General features: G+C 34.6%; 20 protein-coding genes. 7 read left to right on the top strand and 13 right to left on the bottom strand.

Annotated features, from left to right (window positions below):
• Positions 1-70: 70 nt before the first annotated feature.
• The 4 genes from ald to fdhF form a co-directional block, all read right to left on the bottom strand.
• Positions 71-1,204: an alanine dehydrogenase gene (gene ald, locus BTOYO_RS16440; protein ID WP_001219740.1), complete on the bottom strand. Its 1,134-nt coding sequence runs from the start codon at positions 1,202-1,204 to the stop codon at positions 71-73.
• Between the two features lie 368 nt (positions 1,205-1,572).
• Positions 1,573-3,444 (bottom strand): glycerophosphoryl diester phosphodiesterase membrane domain-containing protein, encoded by a 1,872-nt coding sequence (locus BTOYO_RS16435; protein ID WP_023441141.1) that lies wholly within the window; start codon positions 3,442-3,444, stop codon positions 1,573-1,575.
• Positions 3,445-3,599: 155 nt separating this feature from the next.
• Positions 3,600-4,082 carry a helical membrane plugin domain-containing protein gene (locus BTOYO_RS16430; protein ID WP_001040512.1) on the bottom strand — a complete coding sequence of 161 codons (483 nt, stop codon included), beginning with the start codon at positions 4,080-4,082 and terminating at the stop codon, positions 3,600-3,602.
• A gap of 12 nt (positions 4,083-4,094) precedes the next feature.
• Positions 4,095-7,031, bottom strand: coding sequence for a formate dehydrogenase subunit alpha (gene fdhF / locus BTOYO_RS16425; protein WP_000840632.1), 2,937 nt, complete (start codon positions 7,029-7,031; stop codon positions 4,095-4,097).
• A gap of 301 nt (positions 7,032-7,332) precedes the next feature.
• Between fdhF and fdhD the strand changes: the two genes are divergently transcribed.
• Both fdhD and BTOYO_RS16415 read left to right on the top strand, forming a co-directional pair.
• A complete protein-coding gene (fdhD, locus tag BTOYO_RS16420) occupies positions 7,333-8,139 on the top strand; it encodes a formate dehydrogenase accessory sulfurtransferase FdhD (RefSeq protein WP_000397290.1) in 807 nt (268 codons plus the stop codon).
• Positions 8,140-8,365: 226 nt separating this feature from the next.
• Positions 8,366-8,872, top strand: coding sequence for a GNAT family N-acetyltransferase (locus tag BTOYO_RS16415; protein ID WP_000405887.1), 507 nt, complete (start codon positions 8,366-8,368; stop codon positions 8,870-8,872).
• 455 nt (positions 8,873-9,327) lie between these two features.
• Here the strand turns inward: BTOYO_RS16415 and BTOYO_RS28170 are convergent, their stop codons facing one another.
• On the bottom strand, positions 9,328-9,450 hold the full coding sequence (locus tag BTOYO_RS28170) for a hypothetical protein (protein WP_001068390.1): 123 nt from the start codon (positions 9,448-9,450) through the stop codon (positions 9,328-9,330).
• Between the two features lie 329 nt (positions 9,451-9,779).
• Between BTOYO_RS28170 and BTOYO_RS16405 the strand changes: the two genes are divergently transcribed.
• The 3 genes from BTOYO_RS16405 (at position 9,780) to BTOYO_RS16395 (ending at position 12,767) form a co-directional block, all read left to right on the top strand.
• Complete coding sequence (locus BTOYO_RS16405; RefSeq protein WP_000238942.1) at positions 9,780-10,451, top strand: response regulator transcription factor; 672 nt, start codon at positions 9,780-9,782, stop codon at positions 10,449-10,451.
• A 64-nt stretch (positions 10,452-10,515) separates the two neighbouring features.
• Entirely contained in the window at positions 10,516-11,961 is a 1,446-nt protein-coding gene (locus BTOYO_RS16400) for a HAMP domain-containing sensor histidine kinase (RefSeq protein ID WP_000041010.1), read from the top strand.
• Positions 11,962-12,254: 293 nt separating this feature from the next.
• Positions 12,255-12,767, top strand: coding sequence for a GNAT family N-acetyltransferase (locus BTOYO_RS16395; protein ID WP_000351211.1), 513 nt, complete (start codon positions 12,255-12,257; stop codon positions 12,765-12,767).
• 34 nt (positions 12,768-12,801) lie between these two features.
• On the opposite strand, the gene pdxR is transcribed toward BTOYO_RS16395, so the two are convergent.
• Entirely contained in the window at positions 12,802-14,202 is a 1,401-nt protein-coding gene (gene pdxR, locus BTOYO_RS16390) for a MocR-like pyridoxine biosynthesis transcription factor PdxR (protein ID WP_000891910.1), read from the bottom strand.
• 120 nt (positions 14,203-14,322) lie between these two features.
• Here pdxR and BTOYO_RS16385 point away from each other — a divergent pair, with 120 nt between their 5' ends.
• Entirely contained in the window at positions 14,323-15,249 is a 927-nt protein-coding gene (locus BTOYO_RS16385; RefSeq protein ID WP_001039212.1) for a DMT family transporter, read from the top strand.
• Between the two features lie 116 nt (positions 15,250-15,365).
• Entirely contained in the window at positions 15,366-15,890 is a 525-nt protein-coding gene (locus BTOYO_RS16380; protein ID WP_000719667.1) for a DUF4871 domain-containing protein, read from the top strand.
• Positions 15,891-16,031: 141 nt separating this feature from the next.
• Here BTOYO_RS16380 and BTOYO_RS16375 read toward each other — a convergent pair whose 3' ends face one another.
• The 7 genes from BTOYO_RS16375 to BTOYO_RS16345 form a co-directional block, all read right to left on the bottom strand.
• Positions 16,032-17,234, bottom strand: coding sequence for an NAD(P)-dependent malic enzyme (locus BTOYO_RS16375; protein ID WP_000892430.1), 1,203 nt, complete (start codon positions 17,232-17,234; stop codon positions 16,032-16,034).
• A gap of 59 nt (positions 17,235-17,293) precedes the next feature.
• Positions 17,294-18,640 carry a 2-hydroxycarboxylate transporter family protein gene (locus tag BTOYO_RS16370; RefSeq protein WP_000512713.1) on the bottom strand — a complete coding sequence of 449 codons (1,347 nt, stop codon included), beginning with the start codon at positions 18,638-18,640 and terminating at the stop codon, positions 17,294-17,296.
• 122 nt (positions 18,641-18,762) lie between these two features.
• Entirely contained in the window at positions 18,763-19,470 is a 708-nt protein-coding gene (locus tag BTOYO_RS16365; RefSeq protein WP_000598683.1) for a response regulator, read from the bottom strand.
• Positions 19,467-21,071: a sensor histidine kinase gene (locus BTOYO_RS16360; RefSeq protein ID WP_000746368.1), complete on the bottom strand. Its 1,605-nt coding sequence runs from the start codon at positions 21,069-21,071 to the stop codon at positions 19,467-19,469. The genes BTOYO_RS16365 and BTOYO_RS16360 overlap by 4 nt, the downstream gene beginning before the upstream one ends.
• 78 nt (positions 21,072-21,149) lie before the next feature.
• The gene (locus BTOYO_RS16355) at positions 21,150-23,132 is read right to left on the bottom strand and encodes a methyl-accepting chemotaxis protein (protein ID WP_001179453.1); all 1,983 of its coding nucleotides are present in this window, start codon (positions 23,130-23,132) and stop codon (positions 21,150-21,152) included.
• Positions 23,133-23,428: 296 nt separating this feature from the next.
• Positions 23,429-24,175, bottom strand: coding sequence for a C39 family peptidase (locus tag BTOYO_RS16350; RefSeq protein ID WP_000619781.1), 747 nt, complete (start codon positions 24,173-24,175; stop codon positions 23,429-23,431).
• A gap of 13 nt (positions 24,176-24,188) precedes the next feature.
• Complete coding sequence (locus BTOYO_RS16345; protein WP_000728558.1) at positions 24,189-25,010, bottom strand: hypothetical protein; 822 nt, start codon at positions 25,008-25,010, stop codon at positions 24,189-24,191.
• Positions 25,011-25,228 lie beyond the last annotated feature (218 nt).

Raw genomic sequence — 25,228 nt, 5'->3', positions numbered from 1 at the left:
AGGTATTATCTCTTAGCTCTTATCATGTTGTTTTATATATTGTTCGATTTTGTTTTGTATAATGCTTCTATTAGCAAGATACTGTTTCTGCTTCTAATAATTCTTTAGCACCTTTGTACTCTACACCGTGAGCTTCTGCAACAGCTTCAAATGTTACATAGCCATCTAATGTGTTAATACCTTTTAATAATGCAGTGTTGCCTAGGCAAGCAGCTTTGTAGCCTTTGTTAGCAATTTGTACTGCATATGGTACTGTTACGTTTGTTAATGCAAGAGTTGATGTACGTGGAACCGCACCTGGCATGTTTGCAACTGCATAATGAACAACACCGTGTTTTTCGTAAGTTGGGTTATCATGAGTTGTAATACGGTCAGTTGTTTCGAAAATACCACCTTGGTCAATCGCGATATCTACAACAACAGAACCCGGTTCCATTGACTTAATCATTTCTTCTGTTACAAGTTTTGGCGCTTTTGCACCTGGGATTAATACTGCACCAATTACAAGATCAGACTCTTTTACAGCTTCTGCAATATTGTAAGGATTAGACATTAAAGTTTTTACTTGGTTTCCGAAAATGTCATCTAATTGACGAAGACGTTCTGCACTTAAGTCGATGATTGTTACATCCGCACCTAGTCCAACTGCAATTTTAGCAGCATTTGTACCAGCTTGTCCACCACCGATAATTGTTACTTTACCACGTTTAACCCCTGGAACACCTGCAAGTAAGATACCTTTACCGCCTTTGTTTTTCTCAAGGAACTGTGCACCAATTTGTGCAGCCATACGACCAGCTACTTCACTCATAGGTGCAAGTAATGGTAATGAACGGTTTTCTAATTGTACTGTTTCGTACGCAATAGCTACTACTTTCTTCTCGATTAAAGCTTTTGTTAATTCTGGTTCTGGAGCTAAGTGTAAGTATGTGAATAAGATTAAACCTTCACTGAAGTGTTTGTATTCGCTTTCAATTGGTTCCTTAACTTTCATAACCATTTCCATGTTCCAAGCTTCTTCAGCTGTATCAACAATTTTTGCTCCAGCTTCAACATACTGAGCATCTGTGAAACCAGATCCTAAACCTGCACCCTTTTGAATAAATACTTCGTGATTGTTACGAATTAAATGTACAACACCAGCTGGTGTCATTGCCACACGGTTTTCGTTGTTTTTAATTTCTGCTGGTACCCCAATACGCATAATGAAATGCCCCCTTATAATTAACAGAAAAAAGAAAGTCTTTTTTCTTTTTGTAATAATTAATAACTTATGTCCTTATTCTAGCATAACTTAAAAGTTATGAAAACGCTAACATATCATTTTTCTAAAGTTTATATATTTAGAATAGTGTAAATATATAAAACATTGATTCTATTAGGAAGTTCGTTCTATTTCATTATCTATTACTCTATTTTTATTATATCCCTTCAAAATAAGCAGTAATCATTTATTATTTGACAATAATATAACAATGTAAAAACTCCAAATGAAGACGTATACATATACAGTTATTACTTTACACAATATTTTAGAAATATATTCTTTTTACAAAAAACAGCTGCTGGCATTTAGCCAGCAGCTGGATAACTTATAAATAACTTTGAAAACAAATCATCTGTTGTTTCAGTAATTTTATCAAACAGATCACTTTCTTCCGCTTCTTGCTCTTTTAACTCCTTAATTGTTTCACGTGCATCTTCAGGATAATCGGTAATGATACCATCTACGTTTAACTTATAATATGCCTTTAAACTCTCCATATCATTTACTGTCCATACGTAAATTGGCTTATTTAACTTCCTTGCTTCTTTTACTAATTTCTTATTTAACATGTATTCTTCTGCTACATAAAAGTCAGCTTTTACATTCTTTAAGTTAGCTCTACTTGCATACAGTATATATCCTACTTTTATATCTGAATTTGCACGCTTAAACTCTTTAATGAGTGGATAGTGTAACGTTTGAATTACACATTGCTTCTCAAATTCATTATCTTTAATCGCTTTTAATACTTTATTTACAAAGTCTTTTTCGCCCCCATGAAGCTTCACTTCAATATTGAGTTTGATTTTCCCCTTTGCAAGCTTAATGATTTCATCAAGTGTACTTATTTGTCCTGAAAATCCATCTTGACTAAGAGTAAGCTGTCTTAATTCATCCATCGTTAAATCTGACACATGCACATTGGCATTTGCAAGACGTTTTAACTTCAAGTCATGTATAACCGCTAGCTCACCGTCTTTCGTTTGTAATACATCTATTTCAGCGTAGTCTGCTTTTGCATCAATAGCACCTTGCACAGCTTCTTTCGTATTTTCTACCCCTTTTGATATATATCCGCGGTGCGCCATAATAATCGGTTCTTTATACGAATTTGAAATAAACGTTACAATGAAGGCAACGACCATTCCGGCCGTAATAATCCCTACAATATATACACTAATAAATTTCCAGCGATGTTTTTGAAAGAAACATTTATCTGCTTTCGTTTTCGAATAATCTAATCCTTCTTCTAATAACACATCTTCAACCGGAACCTTTTGTAAGTACAATCTTGTTATAGCCATAATATAAAATGGTGTCACAATAAAGCTAAATAAATACAATGTACTTGTTAGGAATACAGAAATCGTTGATTCGGCTAATAACGCAAATGTTCCTTCCGGGTTTGTAAATTCATACACACCCCATAGGCACAATAAATATATTCCAAAAAACAAAATATAAACAATCCCTATTGAAATGAAAAATCCTACTAAAAAGAATAGTACTTTAAAAAAGCTTTCTTTTACTAAAGCTGCACTTTTACGCGCTGCTGTGCGAAACGGCTTTTGTTCTAAAACGACAATAGGTAGAACGAAAATCCAGCGAAGGTTCAAATACGCAACTACGGCAAAGAACGTGTAATAGCCTACTTGTCCCATCGTCGTTTTAAACAGTTCTCCTGTAATAAAGTTAGGAATTTGGATTTGCGGAATTAATGCCGTTTCATATCCCATTTTTAAAAGAGGTAATAATACGACAGCATATAAAATAAATCCTGGTAAGCAATATGTGAAAAGCGTAGGTAAGTACGTTACGGTTTTATATAAAATCGGGCGTAATTTCACCTTTTGTCTTTTATGAGCGAAATACGAAATAATAATAAGCACCGCAAATTCCGTAAAGATAAGAAACAGTGCTAACAAGGATAAAATTACGATTGCCAAAATGCCGTATGGTGTTTTCAAAAATGCTAATAATTCATCATTTGTCGCATTTGCGTAACCACCAAAATACAATAATTTATTAAAAATGATCCCAAACAGTGGAACAAACACAATCGCTGCTAACAATTTATAAGCAAGTTGAAAGGTTAATACATTCCAAAAAGCAAATTTTACTGTTTGAAAGGAATGGCTCATTACTCCTGGTATAGATAGTCTTTTACGGTGTTGCATATATTCCTCCACATTCTAAAACGATATTTGAGATGGATTCCACATTTCCATTTCTAATCCATCTTTTTAATAATAATATATTCCGCTTAACATGAACACTCTTATACATACAATGAAAAAAGTGATGGCTATTTCCCATCACTTTTTCATCTACTCTATTTTTTCTCTAATCCTTGCCCAAATGCTTTCAAAAAGCTAAAACCGAATGTAATTGCTCTATTGATATCTGGATCTTTTAATACTTTAAAGAAATCCATCACTTTTGTTTTTTTACCACTATTTAATTCATCTGTTGCAAATTGCAATCCAGTAACTAAACTCGATGTGATTTGTTTTGTTACCTCTGGGTCAACTGAAGATAAAGCCTCTCCTGCCCCCATCATATTGTTCAGTGCATTTTTCACTGGTTCACGATTTAATTGCTCAACAGCAATTTTCGAAACATCTTCTTTCGCAGCAAGTAAACTAATTGCCGCATCTAAAATACCAGCTTTCTGTAATTGCGCTAGTAATTGCATCGTTTCCTCGACTGCTTCACGGTTATTCGCTAACTCCGTGAACAGTTCCTCTGCTAATTGCTGTTTCTTCTCTTCTTCTGTTACAACTTTCTTTTTAATTAACGTAATTTCTTTTGCCACTATCTCCGCCCCCTAGTCCACAAGTGATACGTATTGTTTTCTTTGCCACTTTTGCTGAATTTCAACACCATTTTGTGGATGGCGTTTTTTATCTCGCGGGTTTGAAGATGGTAATGGACGATTTCCTTTTTCACGTAATACGCGCAGTTTCACCATCGTTTGTTTATAAGCTGGTGTACACGTATAAATGTCTGTCGCTGTTCCTGTTAAAATATTAATAGCCTCTTCATTTACTGTCGCATGCATTGGTAAATATAACTCATTTCCCGTTACACGGTCTGTAACAAGTGCTTGTACTTTAATCTTTCCGAACGGCGATGATAATTCTACAAGACCACCATCTTTCACATTACGCTCTTTAGCAAGTTCAGGTGAAATTTCAACGAATACTTCAGATACTTTAGATAAAATACCAGCCGACTTATTCGTCATATTCCCTTCATGGAAATGCTCTAGCATACGACCATTATTTAATAGTAAATCATACTCATCCGGCGCCACAACTGGTGGTACCCATTCATCTAATGATAAACGAGCAAGTTTATCTGGGAAGTTAAATCCATCTACATATAATAGCGGTGTATCGCTACCATCATGGCTACCCCAACATAAACTATTCCATCCTTCTAAACGATCATATGTTGCCTGAGAATATAACGGTGCAAGCGATGCTATTTCATCCATAATCTCACTTGGGTTTTCATAATTCCAATCTCCGCCTAGTGCACGAGCTACTTTTTGTAAAATCCACCAGTCTGGTTTTGAATCACCAAGCGGCTTCAATACTTCATATAATCTTTGAATACGACGTTCTGTATTCGTAAACGTCCCTTCTTTTTCTAAGCTCGGTGCTGCCGGTAAAATAACATCAGCAAAACGAGCTGTTTTTGATAAGAACATATCTTGAACAACAAGGAAATCTAAATTCTCTAAAATATGTTGCACATGGTTCGCATTTGAATCTACTAAAGCCATTTCTTCACCCATAACATACATACCGCGCAGTTTTCCTTCTTCCGCCGCAAGTAACATTGCAATATTATTTAATCCTGGCTCTTTCGGAATCGTCGTACCGTACGCTTTTTCAAATTTAGCACGGAGCGTATCATCAGATACCGCTTGATAACCTGGAAGCCAATTCGGTAAGGTCGCCATATCACAAGCGCCTTGTACGTTATTATGTCCTCTTAATGGGTATGCACCTGCACCAGGACGACGGTAGTTACCCGTAACAAGTAATAAATTTGAAATTGCAGCTGAAGTTGTACTACCACCTGTATTTTGAGTTACACCCATTCCCCAAAGTACACAAGTACCGTCTGCTTCATATACCATACGAGCCATTTCTTTCAGGTTCTCTTTAGAAATCCCCGTAATTTCTTCTGTGTAATCAAGCGAATACTTTTCTAACATTTTGCTATATTCATCAAAGTTCTTTACATTTTCAGCTAAGAACTTTTTATCATGCCAATCTTGATCGATAATATATTTCGTAATACCAGCAAGCCATACATAATCAGTTCCTTGACTCGGATGAACAAATATATCCGCACGCTCAGCCATTTCATGTTTACGAAGGTCTGCTACAATTAATTTTTGTTCGTGTAATTTATGAGCACGTTTCACACGCGTCGCAAGTACAGGATGTCCCTCTGTCGGATTCGCACCAACGATAATAACAAGACCTGCTTCAGCGATATCTTTCACTGTTCCAGCATCCCCACCCATACCGACAGTTTTAAATAAGCCGTCTGTTGCTGGAGATTGACAATAACGGGAACAGTTATCTACATTATTTGTTCCATATATTTGACGAGCTAGTTTTTGCATAAGATAATTCTCTTCATTCGTTACTTTCGAAGAAGAAATAAACCCAAATGCATCGCTGCCGTATTCTGATTTAATATGCTGCATGTTAGATGCAACAACTTCAAGAGCTTCTTCCCAAGAAGCTTCAACAAACATATCTCCTTGGCGAATTAATGGCTTTGTAATGCGATCTTCACTATTTACAAAGTCCCATCCAAATTTGCCTTTTACACATGTAGAGATACCATTAACCGGTGCATCTGAAACAGGTTGTACTTTTAAAATATGACGGTCTTTCGTCCACACTTCAAACGAGCAACCTACACCGCAAAATGTACAAACTGTTTTCGTCTTTTTAACCTTCGTCTTGCGCATCGCAGATTCCACTTCTGAAACTGCTAAAATACTGCTATATCCTGGCTCTACATCTTTTACAAAATCAATCATCGGATCTAACACATCTGGTTTTAATCCTGTCATAAACCCAGCTTCACCTAGCATTGTTTTTTCCATTAACGCATTACATGGACAAACTGTTACACATTGCCCACAACTCACACAAGACGAGTCATTTATACTTACACCATTGTCCCAAATAACACGCGGGCGGTCTAAATTCCAATCAATCGATATAGTTTCATTGACTTGTAGGTTTTGACATACTTCTACACACTGTCCACAAGCAATACATTGATTGGGATCATACCGGTAAAACGGATGTGACATGTCCACTTCACACGCACTTACTTTCGGTTCATACGGGTATTTCTGTTCTTCAATTTCCATCATATGCACTGTATTATGCACTTTACAGTTACCATTATTGTTATCACAAACAGTACAATACAATAAATGGTTCTCTAATATTCGATCCATCGCCTCAGTCTGCGCCTCTTTTGCGCGCTGCGACTGTCTTTCAATATGCATACCGTTCTCTATTTGCGTTGAACAAGCACGCATTAACTTCCCATCTACTTCTACAATACATGTATCACAAGTTTGAATTGGATCTACTTCTGGTACATGACAAATTTGAGGATGTTCCAAGTTACTCTCGTTAAATAATTGTAGTATCGTCTTTTCACCTGATGCAGCAAATTCTTTACCATCAACGGTTACACGGACTGTCTGTTCTGCCATAGTTTCCCCACTCCTTACAACCAACTGTACAACACGTTTATGAATCCGTTTTCAAAAAACAAGTTACTGTACATATTTTTGAAACGCTCTGCTGAAATCCTTTTCTTATGAAGTCGATTCTTGATGTTATAAGGTATAACTACGAAAGCTTGAAAATGTCACTATTCTACAGTTCTATTATATCGTACATATACAATAATAACCAAAATAATCTGTGATTTCCCTGCTAATAGGTGTTTTTATTTTTTCAATGTTTTATGATAAATGTGGGAGAAAAATACATATAAAAGGGGAATTTAATATGGAGTTTACGCAAGAGACATATACGATTGTACGCTATCAATCTGGCTCATTTTCAAAACAAGTTGATGAGATTGTTACAGAATCTCCTATTACTATTAAATTAAATGGTGAAGAATACGTAACAGTTGTATGCACACCAAATTACATTGAAGATATGGTAGTTGGTTTTTTAATTTCTGAAGGAATTATTTCTTCCTATAAAGATGTTGAAGAAATATGGGTTCAAAAAGCGAACGGAATTGTCCATGTAAAATCATCAAAAGTGAATCCACTCTATCAAACTTTATATAATAAACGATACATCACTTCTTGCTGCGGAAAAGGTAGACAAGGTTTTATTTTCGTAAACGACGCCGCAAAAGCAAAAGATTTACATGATATACATGTAAAAATTACTCCTGAAGAATGCTTTTACTTAATGAATGCCTTACAACAATCTTCCACTACATTTCGCCAAACCGGCGGTGTTCACAATACTGCGCTATGTGATCGAAACAATATCCTTATATCAAGAATGGATATCGGAAGACATAACGCATTAGATAAAATATACGGCTATTGTTTACGTAATGATATATCTGTTAAAGGAAAAATTATCGCATTTAGCGGACGTATTTCATCTGAAATTTTACTCAAAGTTTCAAAAATCGGCTGTGAAATTGTTCTATCCAAATCCGCTCCAACAAAACTAGCCTTGCAACTTGCTCATGACTTAGGCATTACAGTCGTAGGATTTATTAGAAATGACTCTTGTAATATTTACACACATCCAAAACGAATTGATGGCTATCAATTGAATGTTTAAAAAATAACTCCTCGATCGAGGAGTTATTTTAGTTATAAAAATGTAATATATTAAGGACTTGAATAGTTAATAAAGTTAATATATAATTTCATTACACAATTAAATCAAAACATTGTAGCATATATCTTTTCATTCTTTTACAAATTAAAAGAGACTGCTAAAAAACGCATACTCAATCTTATAAAAGTAATGGATTTATTTGAAATCCACCAAGGAGGTTACAACTATGGAAATTCGCTTATTAACAACAGAGGACGCAGAAATATATTTAAAAGTTTGTATGGAAGGTTTAACGAAGAACCCGGAAGCTTTTAGCTCTTCTTATGAAGATGTTCTTAAACATGAAAATCCTGTAGCTGCTATGGCAAAAAGATTAAGCAATCCCGATAAGTATACTCTAGGTGTCTTCAACGATAACGATTTGATTGGTATTGCTACTTTAGAAACAAAACCATTCATTAAACAAGAACATAAAGCAAAAATCGGCTCCGTTTTTGTTTCCCCAAAAGCACGTGGCCTTGGGGCAGGACGAGCTCTAATTAAAGCAATTATTGAAAATGCCGATAAATTACATGTAGAACAACTTATGCTCGATGTTGTAGTTGGTAACGATGCCGCAAAAAAACTATATGAGTCATTAGGTTTCCAAACTTACGGCGTGCAAGAACGTTCATTAAAGCACAACGGTCAATATTGGGACGAAGAACATATGGTTTTATTCTTAAATGATTAATACTTCAATATAAAGTGAAACTTTAATTGGTGGGGGTGTCTATCCCCACTGATTATTAATCCACAAATAGCGGGATAGTTTTCCCAAAGCATCTTCTTATTAAGAAAGATGCTTTTTTCATTACAACAATGTAATCTTCATGTCACCTTTATCGATCGTACCAATCCTTTCCATTCATTATACTAAAAATATAAAATGAACGAACAGCATTCAATTGATATGTAGAGGAGAATGTGACATGAAACAAAAAAAACGAGCTATCTTTTTAATATGTGCTACAGCAATGGTAACTTCTGGATTAGCAATTTTACCTTGGTTTATTATATAAAAATATGCCTCTTGATAAAGTAGAACTTTAATCCAGGAAGTCATTCCCCCACTAGTTATTACTCCACACCAATCGGATAAAATAAAAAAAGCTGATTGCTTGTTAACAAGTAATCAGCTTTTATATATTATAAAATCCCCAAAATTTTATTTACGCAACTTATAATAATAATCATAGATACGGCAACACACATTACAACCGTATTACGATCTTGCTTTTCTTTTTTTGAAATTTCTTCTTTTGGATTCATGTGTATTATCTCCTTTTAAAAAAAGTGTGAGATAGGAAATTTTTCTTATCCGATGCGAGGTGAATACGAAAACCCTCTCTATCTCACATACACAATAGAATGGAATTGTCATTTTATAAATAAAATGACATGACGTTATGTCGCAACATAGGGTATTTGTGTCGCTACGTTTTCTATTATAAATAATAGTTGTGCAAAACTAGTGCATTTTTTATGTCAATTGCCCTGAGCGAAAAAATCAGCCATCCATTCAATCACATAAAAAGAGTTTTTTATTATTTTCATGTAAACTATACAAGTAGAATGAATAGTTTGGGGTGCACAAGATTATGGTAAAAATTTTATTAGTAGACGATGAAGAACGTATGTTACGATTGCTAGATCTTTTCTTAAGCCCTCGCGGCTATTTTTGTATGAAAGCTAAATCTGGCCTTGAAGCGCTGGAATTAATCCAGCAAAAAAAATTCGATATTATTTTATTAGATGTTATGATGCCAAATATGGATGGATGGGATACTTGCTATCAAATCCGTCAAATTTCCAACGTTCCAATCATTATGCTAACAGCTCGTAATCAAAATTACGATATGGTTAAAGGCCTTACTATGGGAGCAGACGACTATATCACAAAACCATTTGATGAGCATGTATTAGTCGCACGAATTGAAGCTATATTACGCCGGACAAAGAAAGATGGCTTTGTTAGCTTCAATGGTATTGAGTGGGACAAAACGAAACATACTGTCACAGTGTATGACGAAAAAATCTCACTAACTCCTATCGAATTTTCATTACTTGGACTGTTTTTACAAAATACAAACCGTGCTTACAGCCGAGATGATTTAATCGAAAAAATTTGGGGCTATGAAACAGACATCGAATATAGAACGATTGATTCGCATATTCGCAATATCCGTGATAAATTACGTAAAAAAGGATTTCCAGTCGAGGATTATTTAGAAACCGTTTATAAAGTCGGATATAAATGGAAAAGTGAATAATTATTTAGGTCAGTGGAAATATCATACCACTGACCCTTTATTATGAATAAGGTATGGTGGGAAAATGAGTAAACTTTCACTTAAAATTGGGACATACTTTTTAATATTAGCTTTATGTATTGAAACAATTGCTTTCGTATCCTTTTACAAAAGTATTTCAAAAATGCGGATTACAGAAGAAACAGGTGCTCTATTAGAAAAAGGCAATCGGTATCGTGACAAAATTGTAAACCGCGCAAAATGGAATGAATATTCTAAACAAAAACCAAACACCGAACGACCTAAACGCCCTTGGTATCAAGAGTTCACTATCGAGCATGCAGCTGAAGAATTAATTGGCTCAGAATTAATTGCTAACACCGATACCACTATCATTATAACTGACAAGAACGGCAAAATTATTTCCACCTCAGAACCCGTAACAAAGGAAATGCAAAAACAACTTATTTGCAAAACGAAAAATATCCCCCAAAACGGGGTGATCGTAGAAAAAAACTGGAAAAAATCGAAATTCATCTCTACAGTAAGCCCACTTGAAATAACTGGATTTCAAGGTAACTTACATATGTTATTAAAGACATCTTTTTTAGAAAATATGTTAATTAAACTCATGGACCAATTTCTTATCATCAGTATTTTAACAATTATTTTAACAACGATTTCTGTTTTTGTTTTTTCTCGAGTTATTACAGAGCCGCTTATAAAAATGAAAAGAGCGACCGAAAAAATTTCAAAATTAAATAAGCCAATTCAATTAGGAATTAAACGAAATGATGAACTTGGAAGTTTAGCAAAAACGATTGAAGATTTATCGAGTGAACTTACGTATATGAAAAAAGAACGAAATGAATTCCTCGCTAGTGTTGCTCACGAATTATTAACTCCATTAACCTATATGAAAGGTTATGCAAAGGTAGCAAAGAGAGACTCTTTAACGAAAGAAGAACGCGAAGAATATTTACAAATCATTGAGGACGAAACGGATAGTGTAACCGATCTCGTACAAGATTTATTTATGCTTGTACAATTAGAACAACACCAATTTGTTATTAAAAAACAAACGATGCTTCTTCAACCATTTTTAGAAAGAATGGTTGAAAAAACAAAAACAACATTAACGAACAAACAAATGCAACTTCATGTATATTGTAAAAACGATTTAGAAGTTTGCATAGACGAAAGACGCATGGAACAAGTTATGTTAAATTTATTGCATAATGCTTATCAGCATTCACCAGAAAACACTACTATAACAATACGTGTACTAACGGAAGCAGATTATTTTACAATCAGTGTACAAGATGAAGGTGAAGGTATTCCAGAAGAAGATATCCCGCATATTTTCGATCGCTTTTACCGTGTTGATAAATCCAGAACAAGGGCTACTGGAGGAAAAGGTATCGGACTGGCTGTTGCAAAGGAAATTGTAGAATTGCATAACGGTTCCATTCTAGTAACAAGCCAATTAGGAGTGGGAACAAACTTTATAATCGAGATTCCTTTTGAATAAGATGCGTGTGAAAACACCAGTAGTAGTAAACACTACTGGTGTTATTTTGTTCATAAAATCTGCCCTTAGAAGCTAAGCTTTTGAAATTATTCTTATTTCAATATAAAATAAAGTGAAACTTTAATCCATGGAAAGGTTCACTCCATGGATTATTAGTTGAACCAATCGGGCATTTACGGGCAGTTACCTCCCACCTAACTTCCGCGCATTCGCCGAATTTTAAAATTGGAGCCTTACTGCCCGCGAATAGCGTAGTAAAGGTACATTTGTCAAAGATCTGGAGGGTGATATAATTGGATATCCATGTATTAACAAAAGACGAAGCAGAAATTTACTTAGAACTTCGCGTAGAAGGATTAAAGCAAAACCCTGAAGCTTTCAGCTCTTCTTATGAAGATATTATTAATAAAGAGTGTGCTATTGAATATAAAGCACAAAAACTAGCACAAGACGAAAACTATACACTAGGTGCATTTAAAGACGGAAAATTAATCGGAGTTGCTACACTGGAAACGAAACCATATGTAAAACAAGAACATAAAGCAAAAATTGGTTCCGTATATGTGTCTCCAAAAGCACGCGGACTTGGAGCAGGAAAAGCACTTATTAAAGAATGTCTTGAGCTTGCTAAATCTTTAGACGTAGAACAAGTTATGCTTGATGTTGTTGTCGGAAACGATGGTGCGAAGAAACTTTATGAGTCATTAGGCTTTAAAACGTTTGGTGTACAAGAACGTTCACTGAAATATAACGGACAATATTGGGATGAAGAGCATATGGTCTTATTCCTAGATGAAAATAAATAATAAAAAACATCCTCTCATATATGAGGATGTTTTTTTACTTTTTTATAAACCATGCCTTATTTAATAATTGAATCGCTTTCGCAATTTCTTCTTCTGATAAAATCGCAAATCCAAGTAGTACTATATTTTCAGGTGCAGTACCGTCTTTATAGTACGTAGACACAGGGTATATTTTGATACTATGTTTCGCAGCTTCTTTAATTAATTCTTTTTCCCGCATTCCATTATGCACCTTTAATAAAATGTGCAATCCTGAATCTTCTCCTATCACTTCAACACGATTTGAGAAGTACTTTTCTAGTTCAAAAACAAGTCGATCTCTCTTCTTTCGATAGACGACACGCATTTTATGAATATGTTTTTCCCAATATCCTTCATTTAAAAACCTTCTAATCACTTCTTGGTCCATTCTTGAAACACTTTGTGTATAAAATAAATATTGTTGTTGATACTTTTTAATCAATTTCTTTGGTAACACCATATAGCTCATCCGTAATGATGGCAACAATGCTTTCGATAGCGTCCCCATATAAATAACTTTCCCGTCTGTATCTAACCCTTGCAGTGCCGGTATAGGTTTTCCCGAATAGCGAAATTCACTATCGTAATCATCTTCAATAATATACCTACCTTCTTCTTTCTTCGCCCATTGTAAAAGCTGCATCCTTCTCGTGATAGGCATAATCATTCCGCATGGGAATTGATGGGATGGAGTTACAAATACAATATTTGCATCGCTATTTTCTAAATCTGCCATACAAATTCCGTCCCTGTCTAAAGACAACATTTGAACCTTCTCTTCTCCCTGTTCAAAAACAACCATTTTCCTATGATAACCTGGGTTTTCAACTGCATAATTACTTCCTTTTAATAATTGAAACAGTAATTTCACTAATATTTGTGTTCCCGCTCCTAATACGATTTGACTAGCTGCACAACGCACACCTCTAGATTCATACAAATAGTTCGCAATTTCTTCTCTTAAGCTCCATTCTCCTTGTGGGTGACCAAGAAAGAGCAACTCATTATTATGAGGCTGCCATACATCATTTATAATTTTCCGATACATGTTGAACGGAAAAGCATTTGTATCGACTCCTGTTTGTGTGAAATCAAATTTATAATCCCTCTCCTGAAAGGGTACTTCTTCTATTCTCTCTTCGTTTTCTTCTACATGAACCATTTGCTCAATCTTACATACAAAATAACCTTTTCTCGAAATTGATTCAATATAACCTTCTGCAAGTAATTGCTCGTAAGCTGCCTCTACTGTATTTTTACTTACTTGTAAATGTGTTGCTAACTTTCGCTTAGCCGGTAACTTCGTAAAAGATAGAATCGTTCCATTTTTAATTTCTTTTTTTATATACTCATACAACTGCACATACAATGCCTTCTTACTATTCATATTTAAATTAGGCGTTAATTCTAACATAATATCTGACCCCTTAATAAAACTAAAATCTGATACTTTTTACAGTACCAGATTTTATATATAATTCCTTTTATCATGTCACACAAAAAAAATCAAATACTAAAGAGGAGATGCATGATCATGAACAAAAATAGACGTATTGGACTCATTATGATTATTACAGGAGCCACATTATGGGGATTATCTGGACCGATGATTCAATGGCTATTTCAACATACGAACGTATCATCAATTGATTTTTTAACAATTCGCTTGTTGCTTGCAGGAGTATTTATTTTGTCTATCTTACTAATAAAGAAACAAAACATATTTCAAATTTGGAAACATCCTAGACATTCTATACAGCTTATTATTTTCTCTATTCTTGGCATGCTCGGCGCGCAATATGCCTTTATCGAAACAGTTCATATTAGTAATGCTGTCACAGCAACACTCTTTCAATTTCTAGGCCCTGTTCTTATTACAATGTATGTTGCATTTCAGAAAAGAAAATTCCCTGCTTCTATACAACTACTTGCAATTATAACTGCGCTAACAGGAACATACTTTATTATTACAAATGGCTCAATCGAAAATATTGTTTTATCTAAATCAGCCATTATTTTCGGACTATTAACGGCAATTGGATTTGCATTTTATACCCTTCATCCAGCTTCTCTCATTAAAGAATGCGGAACAACTGTAGTAATTGGTTGGGGGATGTTAATCGGAGGAATTGCACTACTTATTTATAATCGTTCATTTGGATGGAATCAATTTTCACAAACTCTTACACTAAAAACTTTTTCTATGCTTATTCTTATCATTATTAGTGGGACCCTTTCTTTCCTTCTTTATATTGGTAGTCTTAAATATTTAGCAGCAACAGAAACAAGTATTTTATCTAGTATTGAACCACTTGTAGCAGCCATCGTTTCAATCACTTGGCTAAATGAATCGTTTGGATCATATCAATTATTAGGCGGCGTATGTATCGTTCTGTCTGTTATTTTTTTGACGATGCCTCAAAAAGAGACCGAGCCAACCTACACAACTGAACAAATATAAAAAAATGTCAAAAGAGGTCGTACAAAACTTACGACCTCTTTTTATACTTTAAAGGAATTGTCCCGCTATCTAGCAAATACAATTACACTAACAATAATAATTAGGAGCGTGGCACCATGAAAAAAATCGGAACTATGCTACTTTTCTCCTTTCTCATCACTGGATGCACACAGGCTCAACCTGATTCAAAAGCACTAAAAAAAGAAGCCATAGTAACATCATCATCTCAGGTTAACGCACCTTCCTTTTTTCATCTTAGTGTTTTAAAAGATGTAAATTGGGAAGAAGCGCCCTCCTTCGTAGACGGAAAGATACCTTTAAAGGGGATTGAAAGAAGAATTGCAATTGCTGATACATCTATTGTCGCAAATGAACAAAATGAAATTATGTGGTACTTTCTAGATCCTGAAATACCAACTGGAAATGTATCTATTATCGCGCTAAAACAGGGATCTGTAACTCCAACACCAATACTCTATCAACAAGAAACTTCCAAACAAACTTGGACTACTTCAAATACAATCGATTCTACTACAAACGAACTCCCTCTCACTATATCGCTACCTTCATCCGGATTATGGGTATTAAATATATATGTGAATGAAAAATATTATGATCAATTTGTAATCACTGTTGAGTAAGTTGTCAAAACTAATCTACTTCCTTGCATCCACTGAATTTTGGGCGGGATAAATAATGCGGGAGCACGAATAACTCTACACTTCTTCATTATTTTGATTTCTTACCTCAAAAAAGCAGTGCCTTGAAGGCACTGCTTTTTACTATTTATAACTTGGCATTTTCGTAATTTGTGCCACACCTGAATCTATGGCTGCTTTCGCTACTGCTTCTGCAACATTCGGAACAACTCTTTTATCTAATGGATTTGGAATTACATAGTTCGCACTACGCTCTTCGTCCGTAATTATGTTAGCGATCCCATATGCTGCCGCTAATTTCATCTCTTCTGTAATATCAGTCGCGCGTACATCTAAAGCACCACGGAATATACCAGGGAACGCTAATACATTATTTACTTGATTTGAATAATCAGAACGACCAGTTCCAACTACAGCAGCTCCAGCTTCTAATGCATCTTCTGGGAATATTTCTGGAATTGGATTTGCCATTGCAAACACAATCGCTTTCTCATTCATCGTCTTTACAAATTCTTTCGTTAATACGTTAGGCGCAGATACGCCAATAAAGATATCAGCCTGATGAATCGCTTCTTTTAATGTTCCACGCACATATTCTCGATTTGTCTTCTTTGAAACTTCAATTTGCGCTTCGTTCATCCATGTTTCACCTTCACAAACAATACCTTCTAAGCTAACTAACGTAATGTGTTTTGCACCAGCTTTTAATAATAATTTTCCAATTGCAATTCCTGCCGAACCCGCACCGTTAATAACAATTTTCACATTATCCATTTGTTTACTTACAACTTTTAATGCATTAATAACAGCTGCTAAGACGACAATAGCTGTTCCATGTTGATCATCATGGAATACAGGGATATTCGTTTCTTCTTTTAATCGTTTTTCAATTTCAAAGCAACGTGGTGCTGCAATATCTTCTAAATTAATACCTGCAAATGTAGGTTCTAAATTTTTCACAAGGGTAACGATTTCATCCACATTCGTCGTCCCTAAACATAACGGGAAAGCATCTACATTCGCAAACTTTTTAAATAAAATACTTTTCCCTTCCATAACAGGCATAGCCGCTTTCGGTCCAATATTCCCTAAACCAAGTACTGCTGTTCCATCTGAAACAACTGCAACCATATTCCCTCTTGCTGTATAGTCATACGCTGTTTCTTCATCTGCTGCAATTGCTTTACAAGACTCCGCTACACCTGGTGTATAAGTCAGGCTTAAATCATCCGCTGTATTAACTTCTACCTTACTTGTAATCTCAATTTTCCCTACCAACTCTTTATGCAATAACAATGATCTTTCATTAATTTGATTTTCTAACATACTTATAATCTCCCCTTAATTTGACAAGCTAGCTATATGAATATAGCTAGCTTGTTTGATCATGAAAACATTGTTAATAAGATTGTCGCTGTTACAACCATTGCTGCCCCGCCTAAACGCGTCGAAATTTGTGCGAAAGGCATTAATTCCATACGATTTGAAGCTGATAAAATAGCAACATCTCCAGTTCCGCCTAAACCGCTATGACATCCAGTTACAATTGCTGATTCAACTGGATACATTTTCATCACTTTTCCTATAAGAAAACCTGATGCTACCATTGTAAGAACAACCGATGCACAAACAACAACATATCCCACTGAAAGAACTGCCGCTACGTCTTTTAACGGAATATATAGCAATCCTAATCCGACCATTAACGGCCAAGTTAAATTCTTTGAAATAAATTTATATAAATGGAATGCTCCTTGCTCCATTTTTGCTGGCATTAGTTTAAAGTATTTCACAAGTGCTGCTGAGAAAATCATAATGATTGCCCCAGGAATACCGATGAACTTAGAAGCAAACCCTCCGAAGATAAAGAACGTACATGCAATTAATAAACCTGCTCCCATTAATGAGAAATCAATTGGCTTCTCTGTATTTTGTTCTTTTAATAATTCTGCTTGATTGTCTGTTTTCACTAATACACCATTACCACTAAGCTCAGGTCTCTTCTCGCCTAAACGCTTCATATACCCTGCACTCACGATTGCAAACATATTCCCAATAATAGCTGCCGGAATAAGCTGTGATACGAATGTTGCTGATGATTCATTTAAAATGTCACTGTATGCTAATGACAATGGTAAAATCCCTTCTCCAATACCACCGCTCACAATTGGTACGATAATAAAGAAGAATGTATGCTTCATTTCAAACCCGAATAGTGAACCGACCAATAATCCTACTGCTACAGAAGCTAATGTTCCTACTACTAAAGGAATAAACATACGAACGAAACCTTGCACTAACACTTTACGATTCATTCCTAAAATACTTCCGACTACTAAACAAGAAATATATAAATATAAAAAGTTCGATTTTTTCATTAACATAGTCGCAGCTTCCATTGAAGCTGGATTCATCCAGTTAAAAAATACAAGTAATGATGGAATAAATAATGAGAGAATTGCTGGACCACCGATATTTTTTAAAATTGGAATTCTCATCCCAATGTCACCTAAGAAAATACCCATGATCATAATAACTGCAAAACCACCAATCATGTCTGCTGGCAATTTATTATATACAGATGCCCCATAAATAATAGCAGCCAATACTACATATAACGGTAAAGGTATAACACCGATTTTAACGTTCATAATTTTAGAAGCGAAAGATTCATTTTTCAATTCATTTCCTTCAGCAAATGATACCGCTTCCACATTCTTTTGAATTCCCATATGGCACCCCCTTGTTTTCTTAATAACAATATTAAAACGCTTTCAATAGTAAAAATAGTTTTTGTAAGTTTTGTAATTGGTTTTGTAATTAAAAAAAGTATAAGCGACTTATAATAAGTCGCTTATACGTAAAAACCTATTTTATTTTGATCAACACATCTTAATTTACTTACAGGTCTTCCCACATGCTGATACACCATTTCGTTTTCTAACACTCCAATTTCAGTCAAAAACATTACATACTTTCGAATAGAAACTCTTGAAATTCCTACTAATTGTGCCATTTCATCTGTTGTAAACGCTCGTCCATTCAGCGACTCGATCTTCTGCCAAATTAATTGCAACGTTTGCTTCGTTAATCCTTTCGGGAGCTCTTTATTGACAGTAGGCTCTCTTTTTTCTTTTTGTAAAATTAACGAATCTAATTCCGATTGACTAATTTTTTGTTGTTCTTTCATGAAAGTAAGTTTTTCTCGATATATAGTTAATGCATCTTTAAATCGTTCAAATGTAAATGGTTTAATTAAATAATCTACTACGCCATATTGTAATGCTTTTTTAATACTCCCCATATCATGTACAGCTGAAATCATCATAATATCGATTTCTTTTTCTTGGTTCCGAATATACATTAAAAGCTCAAATCCAGTCTCTTCAGGCATAAAAATATCAAGTAAGACTAAATCTATTCGTGATTTCTCTAATACTTCTATCGCCGATTTTACTGAGTTAACTGCTTGAACAAGTTCGAATCCTCCTACTTGCTCTAAATAATGTGTATTTAACATTGCTACCATCGGGTCATCTTCTACAATTAAAACTTTAATCATATTTGCTTCTCATCCCTACCTTTAGGTATTTCAATTGTTATCGTTGTTCCCTCTCCTAATAAGGAGGAAATGTGAATCTCCCCATTTATTCGCTGTATACTTTCTTTTACAAGATACAAACCATAACCGCGATTATCCCCTTTTGTGGAATAACCTTTTGTAAATAATGCATCCACTTCGTCTTCTTCTATACCTTTCCCCGTATCTTGCACTGTAATAGTTAATGTATTCTGATATTGCACCCCAATTTCAACTTGTTTCTTTTTGCAATGTATCACTGCCTCTAATGCATTATCTATTAAGTTCCCTACAATCGTAATAAGTTCATGAGTAATACTTTCATCATATATTTCCGGCAAGTAAGAATCTTCACTTATAATTAACTTAATATTTTTCTCCCTAGCATAGCTAAGTTTACCTAGTAAAAAACCAGCAAATACTGGACTTTTTATTCTTTTCATAACTCCACCAATTTCATATTGATGCTCTGATACCATGCCACTTATATATTTTTGTAATTCTTCATATTGTTTCATATGTGTAAGCCCTAATACAACATGCATTTTATTCATAAACTCATGAGATTGTGCCCGTAATGCTTCCGCATATAGCCTAATACCAGTTAGTTCCTCTGCTAGTTTTCTAATCTCTGTTTTATCACGAAATGTTGCAATTGCGCCAACTATTTCTCCTTTTACATATAAAGGAACACGATTCGTCACAATCGTAATTCCGTAAATATTTTGTTCTTCGTTTAATTGTACCTCTCCCGTTTGCAATACTTCTTTTATACGCGAATTCGGCATATATAGCTCAACGTCTTTACCTATAAAATCTTCTTCAAGTCCACTTTTTTTAAATAGACGTTTCGCTTCATTATTAATTAACGTTACTCTCGCCTCTTTATCTACAGCAATAATGCCTTCCTTTACAGATTGTAACATCGTATTTCTTTCTTCAAGAATTTTCGCTATCCTGTGCGGCTCAAGACCGAATAAACTTTTCTTTATATGTCTAGCTAGCAATATTGCTCCTATAATTCCGACTAGTACTCCAACTCCGACACCGATATAAATAATATGTCTACTTTCCTTAACTCTCTCTTTTACATTATCTGCCGAGATACCAACGGCTACCGCTCCAAGTTGTTCACCTGTTTCAGAAAATATAGGTACAAACACTCGCATTGAAATACCTAACGTTCCTTCTGCTAGCGATACATGTTCCTTTCCTTTCAATGCAGGCCCTTCATCTCCTCCAATAAAATGATGACCTATTTTTTGAGGGTTTGGATGTGATTTTCTTATTCCATTCATATCCATAACTACAATAAATTGAACACCTGTGTTTTTTAATATTCTATTTGTATACGTTTGAATTGCAGAAGTATCTGCTTTTCCAATCAAACCATCGATTACAATCGAATCATTTGCCACAATATGGGCAATCGTTTTTGCTTTCTCTGCCTGGCTATCCTCCGTTGTCCGCTCTACATTATGACTAATTAATATATCTGTAACAAGTAAAGAAAAAATTACAACTGTACAAACTAGCAATGTAATCGTTTTCCATAAATTCCATAGTTTTTTTCTTTTTTTCATCCCACTAATGACTCCCCTAATTGCTGAATAGAAAAATAAGTAAGGTGATATTATTTTCACCTTACTTATTTGCTGTTATTATACTTTAAATTTACTAGTCATTGCTTGTAGTTCTTCGGCCATCTCAGCTAAGTTTTGCGAAGCTGAACTAATTTCTTCCATCGAATTTACTTGTTCTTCTGTTGACGCTGCAACACTTTGCATACTAGCTGTATTTTCTTCTGCAGCCGCTGCAATTTCATCAATAGCATTTGTCACTTCATTTGCATCTCCAGCGATTCTCCTCGTTGTTTCTACCATTTGATTAACTTGAGAAACAATATGAGTAGTAGAACTTAAAATTTCTGTAAAACTTACTTTCGTTTTTGTTACAACATCTAAGCCTTGTTGAACTTCCCCACTCACATTATCCATTGCCTTAACAGTATGTTCAATATCAGCCTTAATTTCTGCAATTAAATTTGCAATCTCTCCAGATGATTCTCCTGATTGCTCTGCTAATTTTCTAACTTCATCGGCTACAATAGCAAATCCTCGTCCCTGTTCACCTGCTCTTGCTGCTTCAATAGCCGCATTTAAAGCTAATAAGTTTGTTTGAGTTGCAATGTTTTGAATTGCTTCAGAAATAGCTCCTACTTGCTTTGACTTCTCATCAAGAAGTTTAATAATAGCATCTGAATCGGATACCGATCTAGAAATAGACTGCATTTGTTTTGCGGTTTGTTCAACTAAATCTTCTCCCTCTTCAGCTCTTTCTCGCGCATGTAATGAGGAAATAGAAATTGACTCTGCGCTTCCAGTTACATCTTGAATTGCTGTATTTACTTGTTGTAATGTAGCCGCGCCTTCTTCAACACCTTGGCTTTGTGACTCAGCCCCACCTGATACTTGTTCCATTGCAATTGTAATTTGATCTGTCGCATCATTCGCTTGCTGTACGCTCGCTGTTAACTCTTCTGCCGATGCTGCAACATGCTCTGCCGAAAAGCTAATTTGGGTAATCACATCTTGTAAAGACGTAGACATTTCATTAAATGAATTCCCTAGTTTCCCTATATCATCCTTGGAGTGGATTGTAATTTTCTCGGTTAAATCTCCCTTACTAATTTTATGTGCCGATTCAGCTATTTTTCGTAATGGCCTTGTAATAGAATTTGTAATGAAATAAATTAATACACTACCAAATGCAATAGCGATAGCTATGACAATCAAAGTCTTATAAAACACTGGACTGGCAGCTTGCATAATTTCTTCGTCAAACATAACTCCAACTATTTTCCATCCTGTTTTCTCATTTGTTGCAAAGATTAAATTCTTTTTATCATCTTGTTCTGTATAAGATACATTTCCTTGTTTGTCTTCATAAATTGGTTTAATCCAAGGATCAGTAACCTTTGAACCAGGCTTTCTAGACGGATGACTAACAATTTGCTTATTTTGATCTAAAATAACTGCATAGCCTTTTTCACCAATATTAATCATTTTTGAAATCTTTAGGATGTTATCCAAATTCAAGTTAATACCTATAACACCTTTACCATCTTTTACTTCTTTAGCAATTGTTACTACCATATTTTTTGTAGATGCCGATTGATACGGTGCAGTAACAATTACCTTTCCTTTATTTTCCTGCGCTTCTTTATACCATGATCTATCTGTTGGATTATAGCCATCAGACATTTGAATAAATGGTTCTCTTATAAACTTCCCCGTCTGCGCTCCAATATAAATACCTTCTACTTCTGGATGAAGCTTTATATATTGTGCTAACTTCGTTCTTACTATTTCTTCTTGTCCATTTGGATATGTATCCTCTGTTAAGATGTCTGCAAAGTACGTCGCATCAACAAATTTCTCTTCTATATTTTGAGAAATAACAGTATTTAAAACTGAAATATTCTCCTTTGCTTTATCTGTCATTTGATGTTCAAAATTTGTTTTGGCAGTTTGATATGAAACACCACCGATAATAAGTCCTGGTATAGTTAAAATAATAAAAAATGAAATGATTAATTTTTTCTTGATACTCATACATTTAACCCAGTTAAATATATTTTGCATAATAAGCCTCCTTTATGTAATGTGAATACTTGTGTAATTTTATACAATCAACATACATAAAACAATATATAATGATAAATTGTATTTTTTTCGTCGATTATGCATTTTTACATATTCACTACTTCTAAGCATTTTAATCATAAAAATAAGAGAACTTTAGCATTATATATGCTAAAGTTCTCTTATTTCTTAACAGCTTCTATTCTAAACAAAACACCCTACAAAACTTTTCTTATAATTCCTTAAACCTCTATCCTTCACCTTATAGCTATATTGTTAAAACTCTCCATCCTAATTTATTTAGAGCTCTTTACATAACTAATTGCCTGACTCCCCATTTGCACCCATGCCTGTTCAAAGTTTTCTCTTGGTACTTTCACATCTAAGCTATCATCAAGCGGGTCTCGAATATATACAGATTCCTTATCGTACCCAATAAGTACAACACAATGTTCATTATATGTAATAGAAACATCCCCACTATTTGTTTTCCATGTAGTAAATTCATCTTCATCTAAAGGAGCATATGTTGCATTTGTAATCATGACTACCGGTTGCCCTGCTTTTACACTCTTATATATTTCCTCTATACTCTTTCCTGTTAAATCCACAGCTTTATTAGATAAATATTTTTTCGCTAACTGAAAAAGTGGCCCATGATATACACCATAACCGGATTCAGAAAAGGTATAAATATTTCCTACAAACCCTTCATTCGGATTTCCGCGTACACCATCAACCATAAAATCAACTTTTTTTATTTCATTTGCTAATTTCATCTTATCTACTGAAACGCCTGCGTATTGTAACATCATTGCTAAACTTGTCACTTCACACCCTCTATCCAGCTCTGGTAACTGCTGAATTAAAGGCACATTTGATAAGAGGATCTTTTCATCATTATTACTAAACTCCGTTCTTTTTCCGCTTTGTATGAAGGATGTTAATTTCTCCATATACTTTGTGATTCCATTTGTATATACACTCCATACTGCTACGCCAAGTAAAGCTATGCATATATACCACTTCAATTTTCGTATCACTCTCACGCCCTTTTTAATTCGTTAAATAAGAATAAAACGCGTCAGCATCCGTTCGAACCATCGGTACAAAATTTAGTTCTTTTCCTTTTTCAGGCTGATCTCTTTTTATTTTTTCTGCTAATTCTTGAATGTTCATATTCATTTTGTCCATATTAAGCTCATCTGCCAATTGTAGCACTTTTTGTTCATTAATTTCTCTTAATACTTGATATATATCTTTACCATACAAATCAATATGATATTTTTTTGCTTCTGCCTGTACTTTTTGTTCGTACACTTCTTGCGCTAACTCTTCTATCTCTTTTCCTTTTTGAGAAATATCTAACTTTCCTGCTTCTTCTCTTACTTTCGTTCCATAAATTTCTTCCGCAACCTCTTCTATTTCTTTTCCTTCAGTCGAAACGCCTAATTTCTCTGCTTCCTTATTAATTTTGATTGCATTGATTTGGCTTATTAAATCCACAATCGATTTGTTCTCTACAGATATCCCTAAGTTTAACGCTTCTTGCTTCACTTTTGTTTCATAGATTTCTTCTGAAAGAATTCCAACATCTTTTCCTTCAATCGAAATTCCTAACTGTTCTGCTTCTCTGCCTACTTCTGTTTCATGAATTTCTTTTTCTAGCGTAATTTGTTCTTTTCCTTCCGTTTCAATACCTAATTTCTCTGCTTTTTCTTCTGTATTTATTACATGTATCTTTCCATTGTTTAATTGCTCTTTACTGCGCTGCGCATAGTCTGTCTTTCCTTTCGATGTTTCAGAAGGAGAGGCACCGCCTAATATACTTAAACTCATTACTCCAATAGTGAATACCATCATCATTTTCTTTTTCAAAATTAATTCCTCCCTCTTATACTTTCTTTCCCATCATTCCCATAAAGTGAAACTATACTCAATGGGAAGCTTCATCTTCCACTGAATATTAGCCTTCACCAATCGAGTATTTCCGGACAGCCCGACTCCAGCCGAGTTTTACTGTCCACAAAATAGCGGGATCATTTTTTAAATACTATACATACATCTCATCACTGCCTGAGATAACATTATGATCG

It is taken from the genome of Bacillus toyonensis BCT-7112 (genome assembly GCF_000496285.1).
GTDB lineage: Bacteria > Bacillota > Bacilli > Bacillales > Bacillaceae_G > Bacillus_A > Bacillus_A toyonensis.
This window is presented reverse-complemented; position numbering and strand designations above follow the sequence as displayed.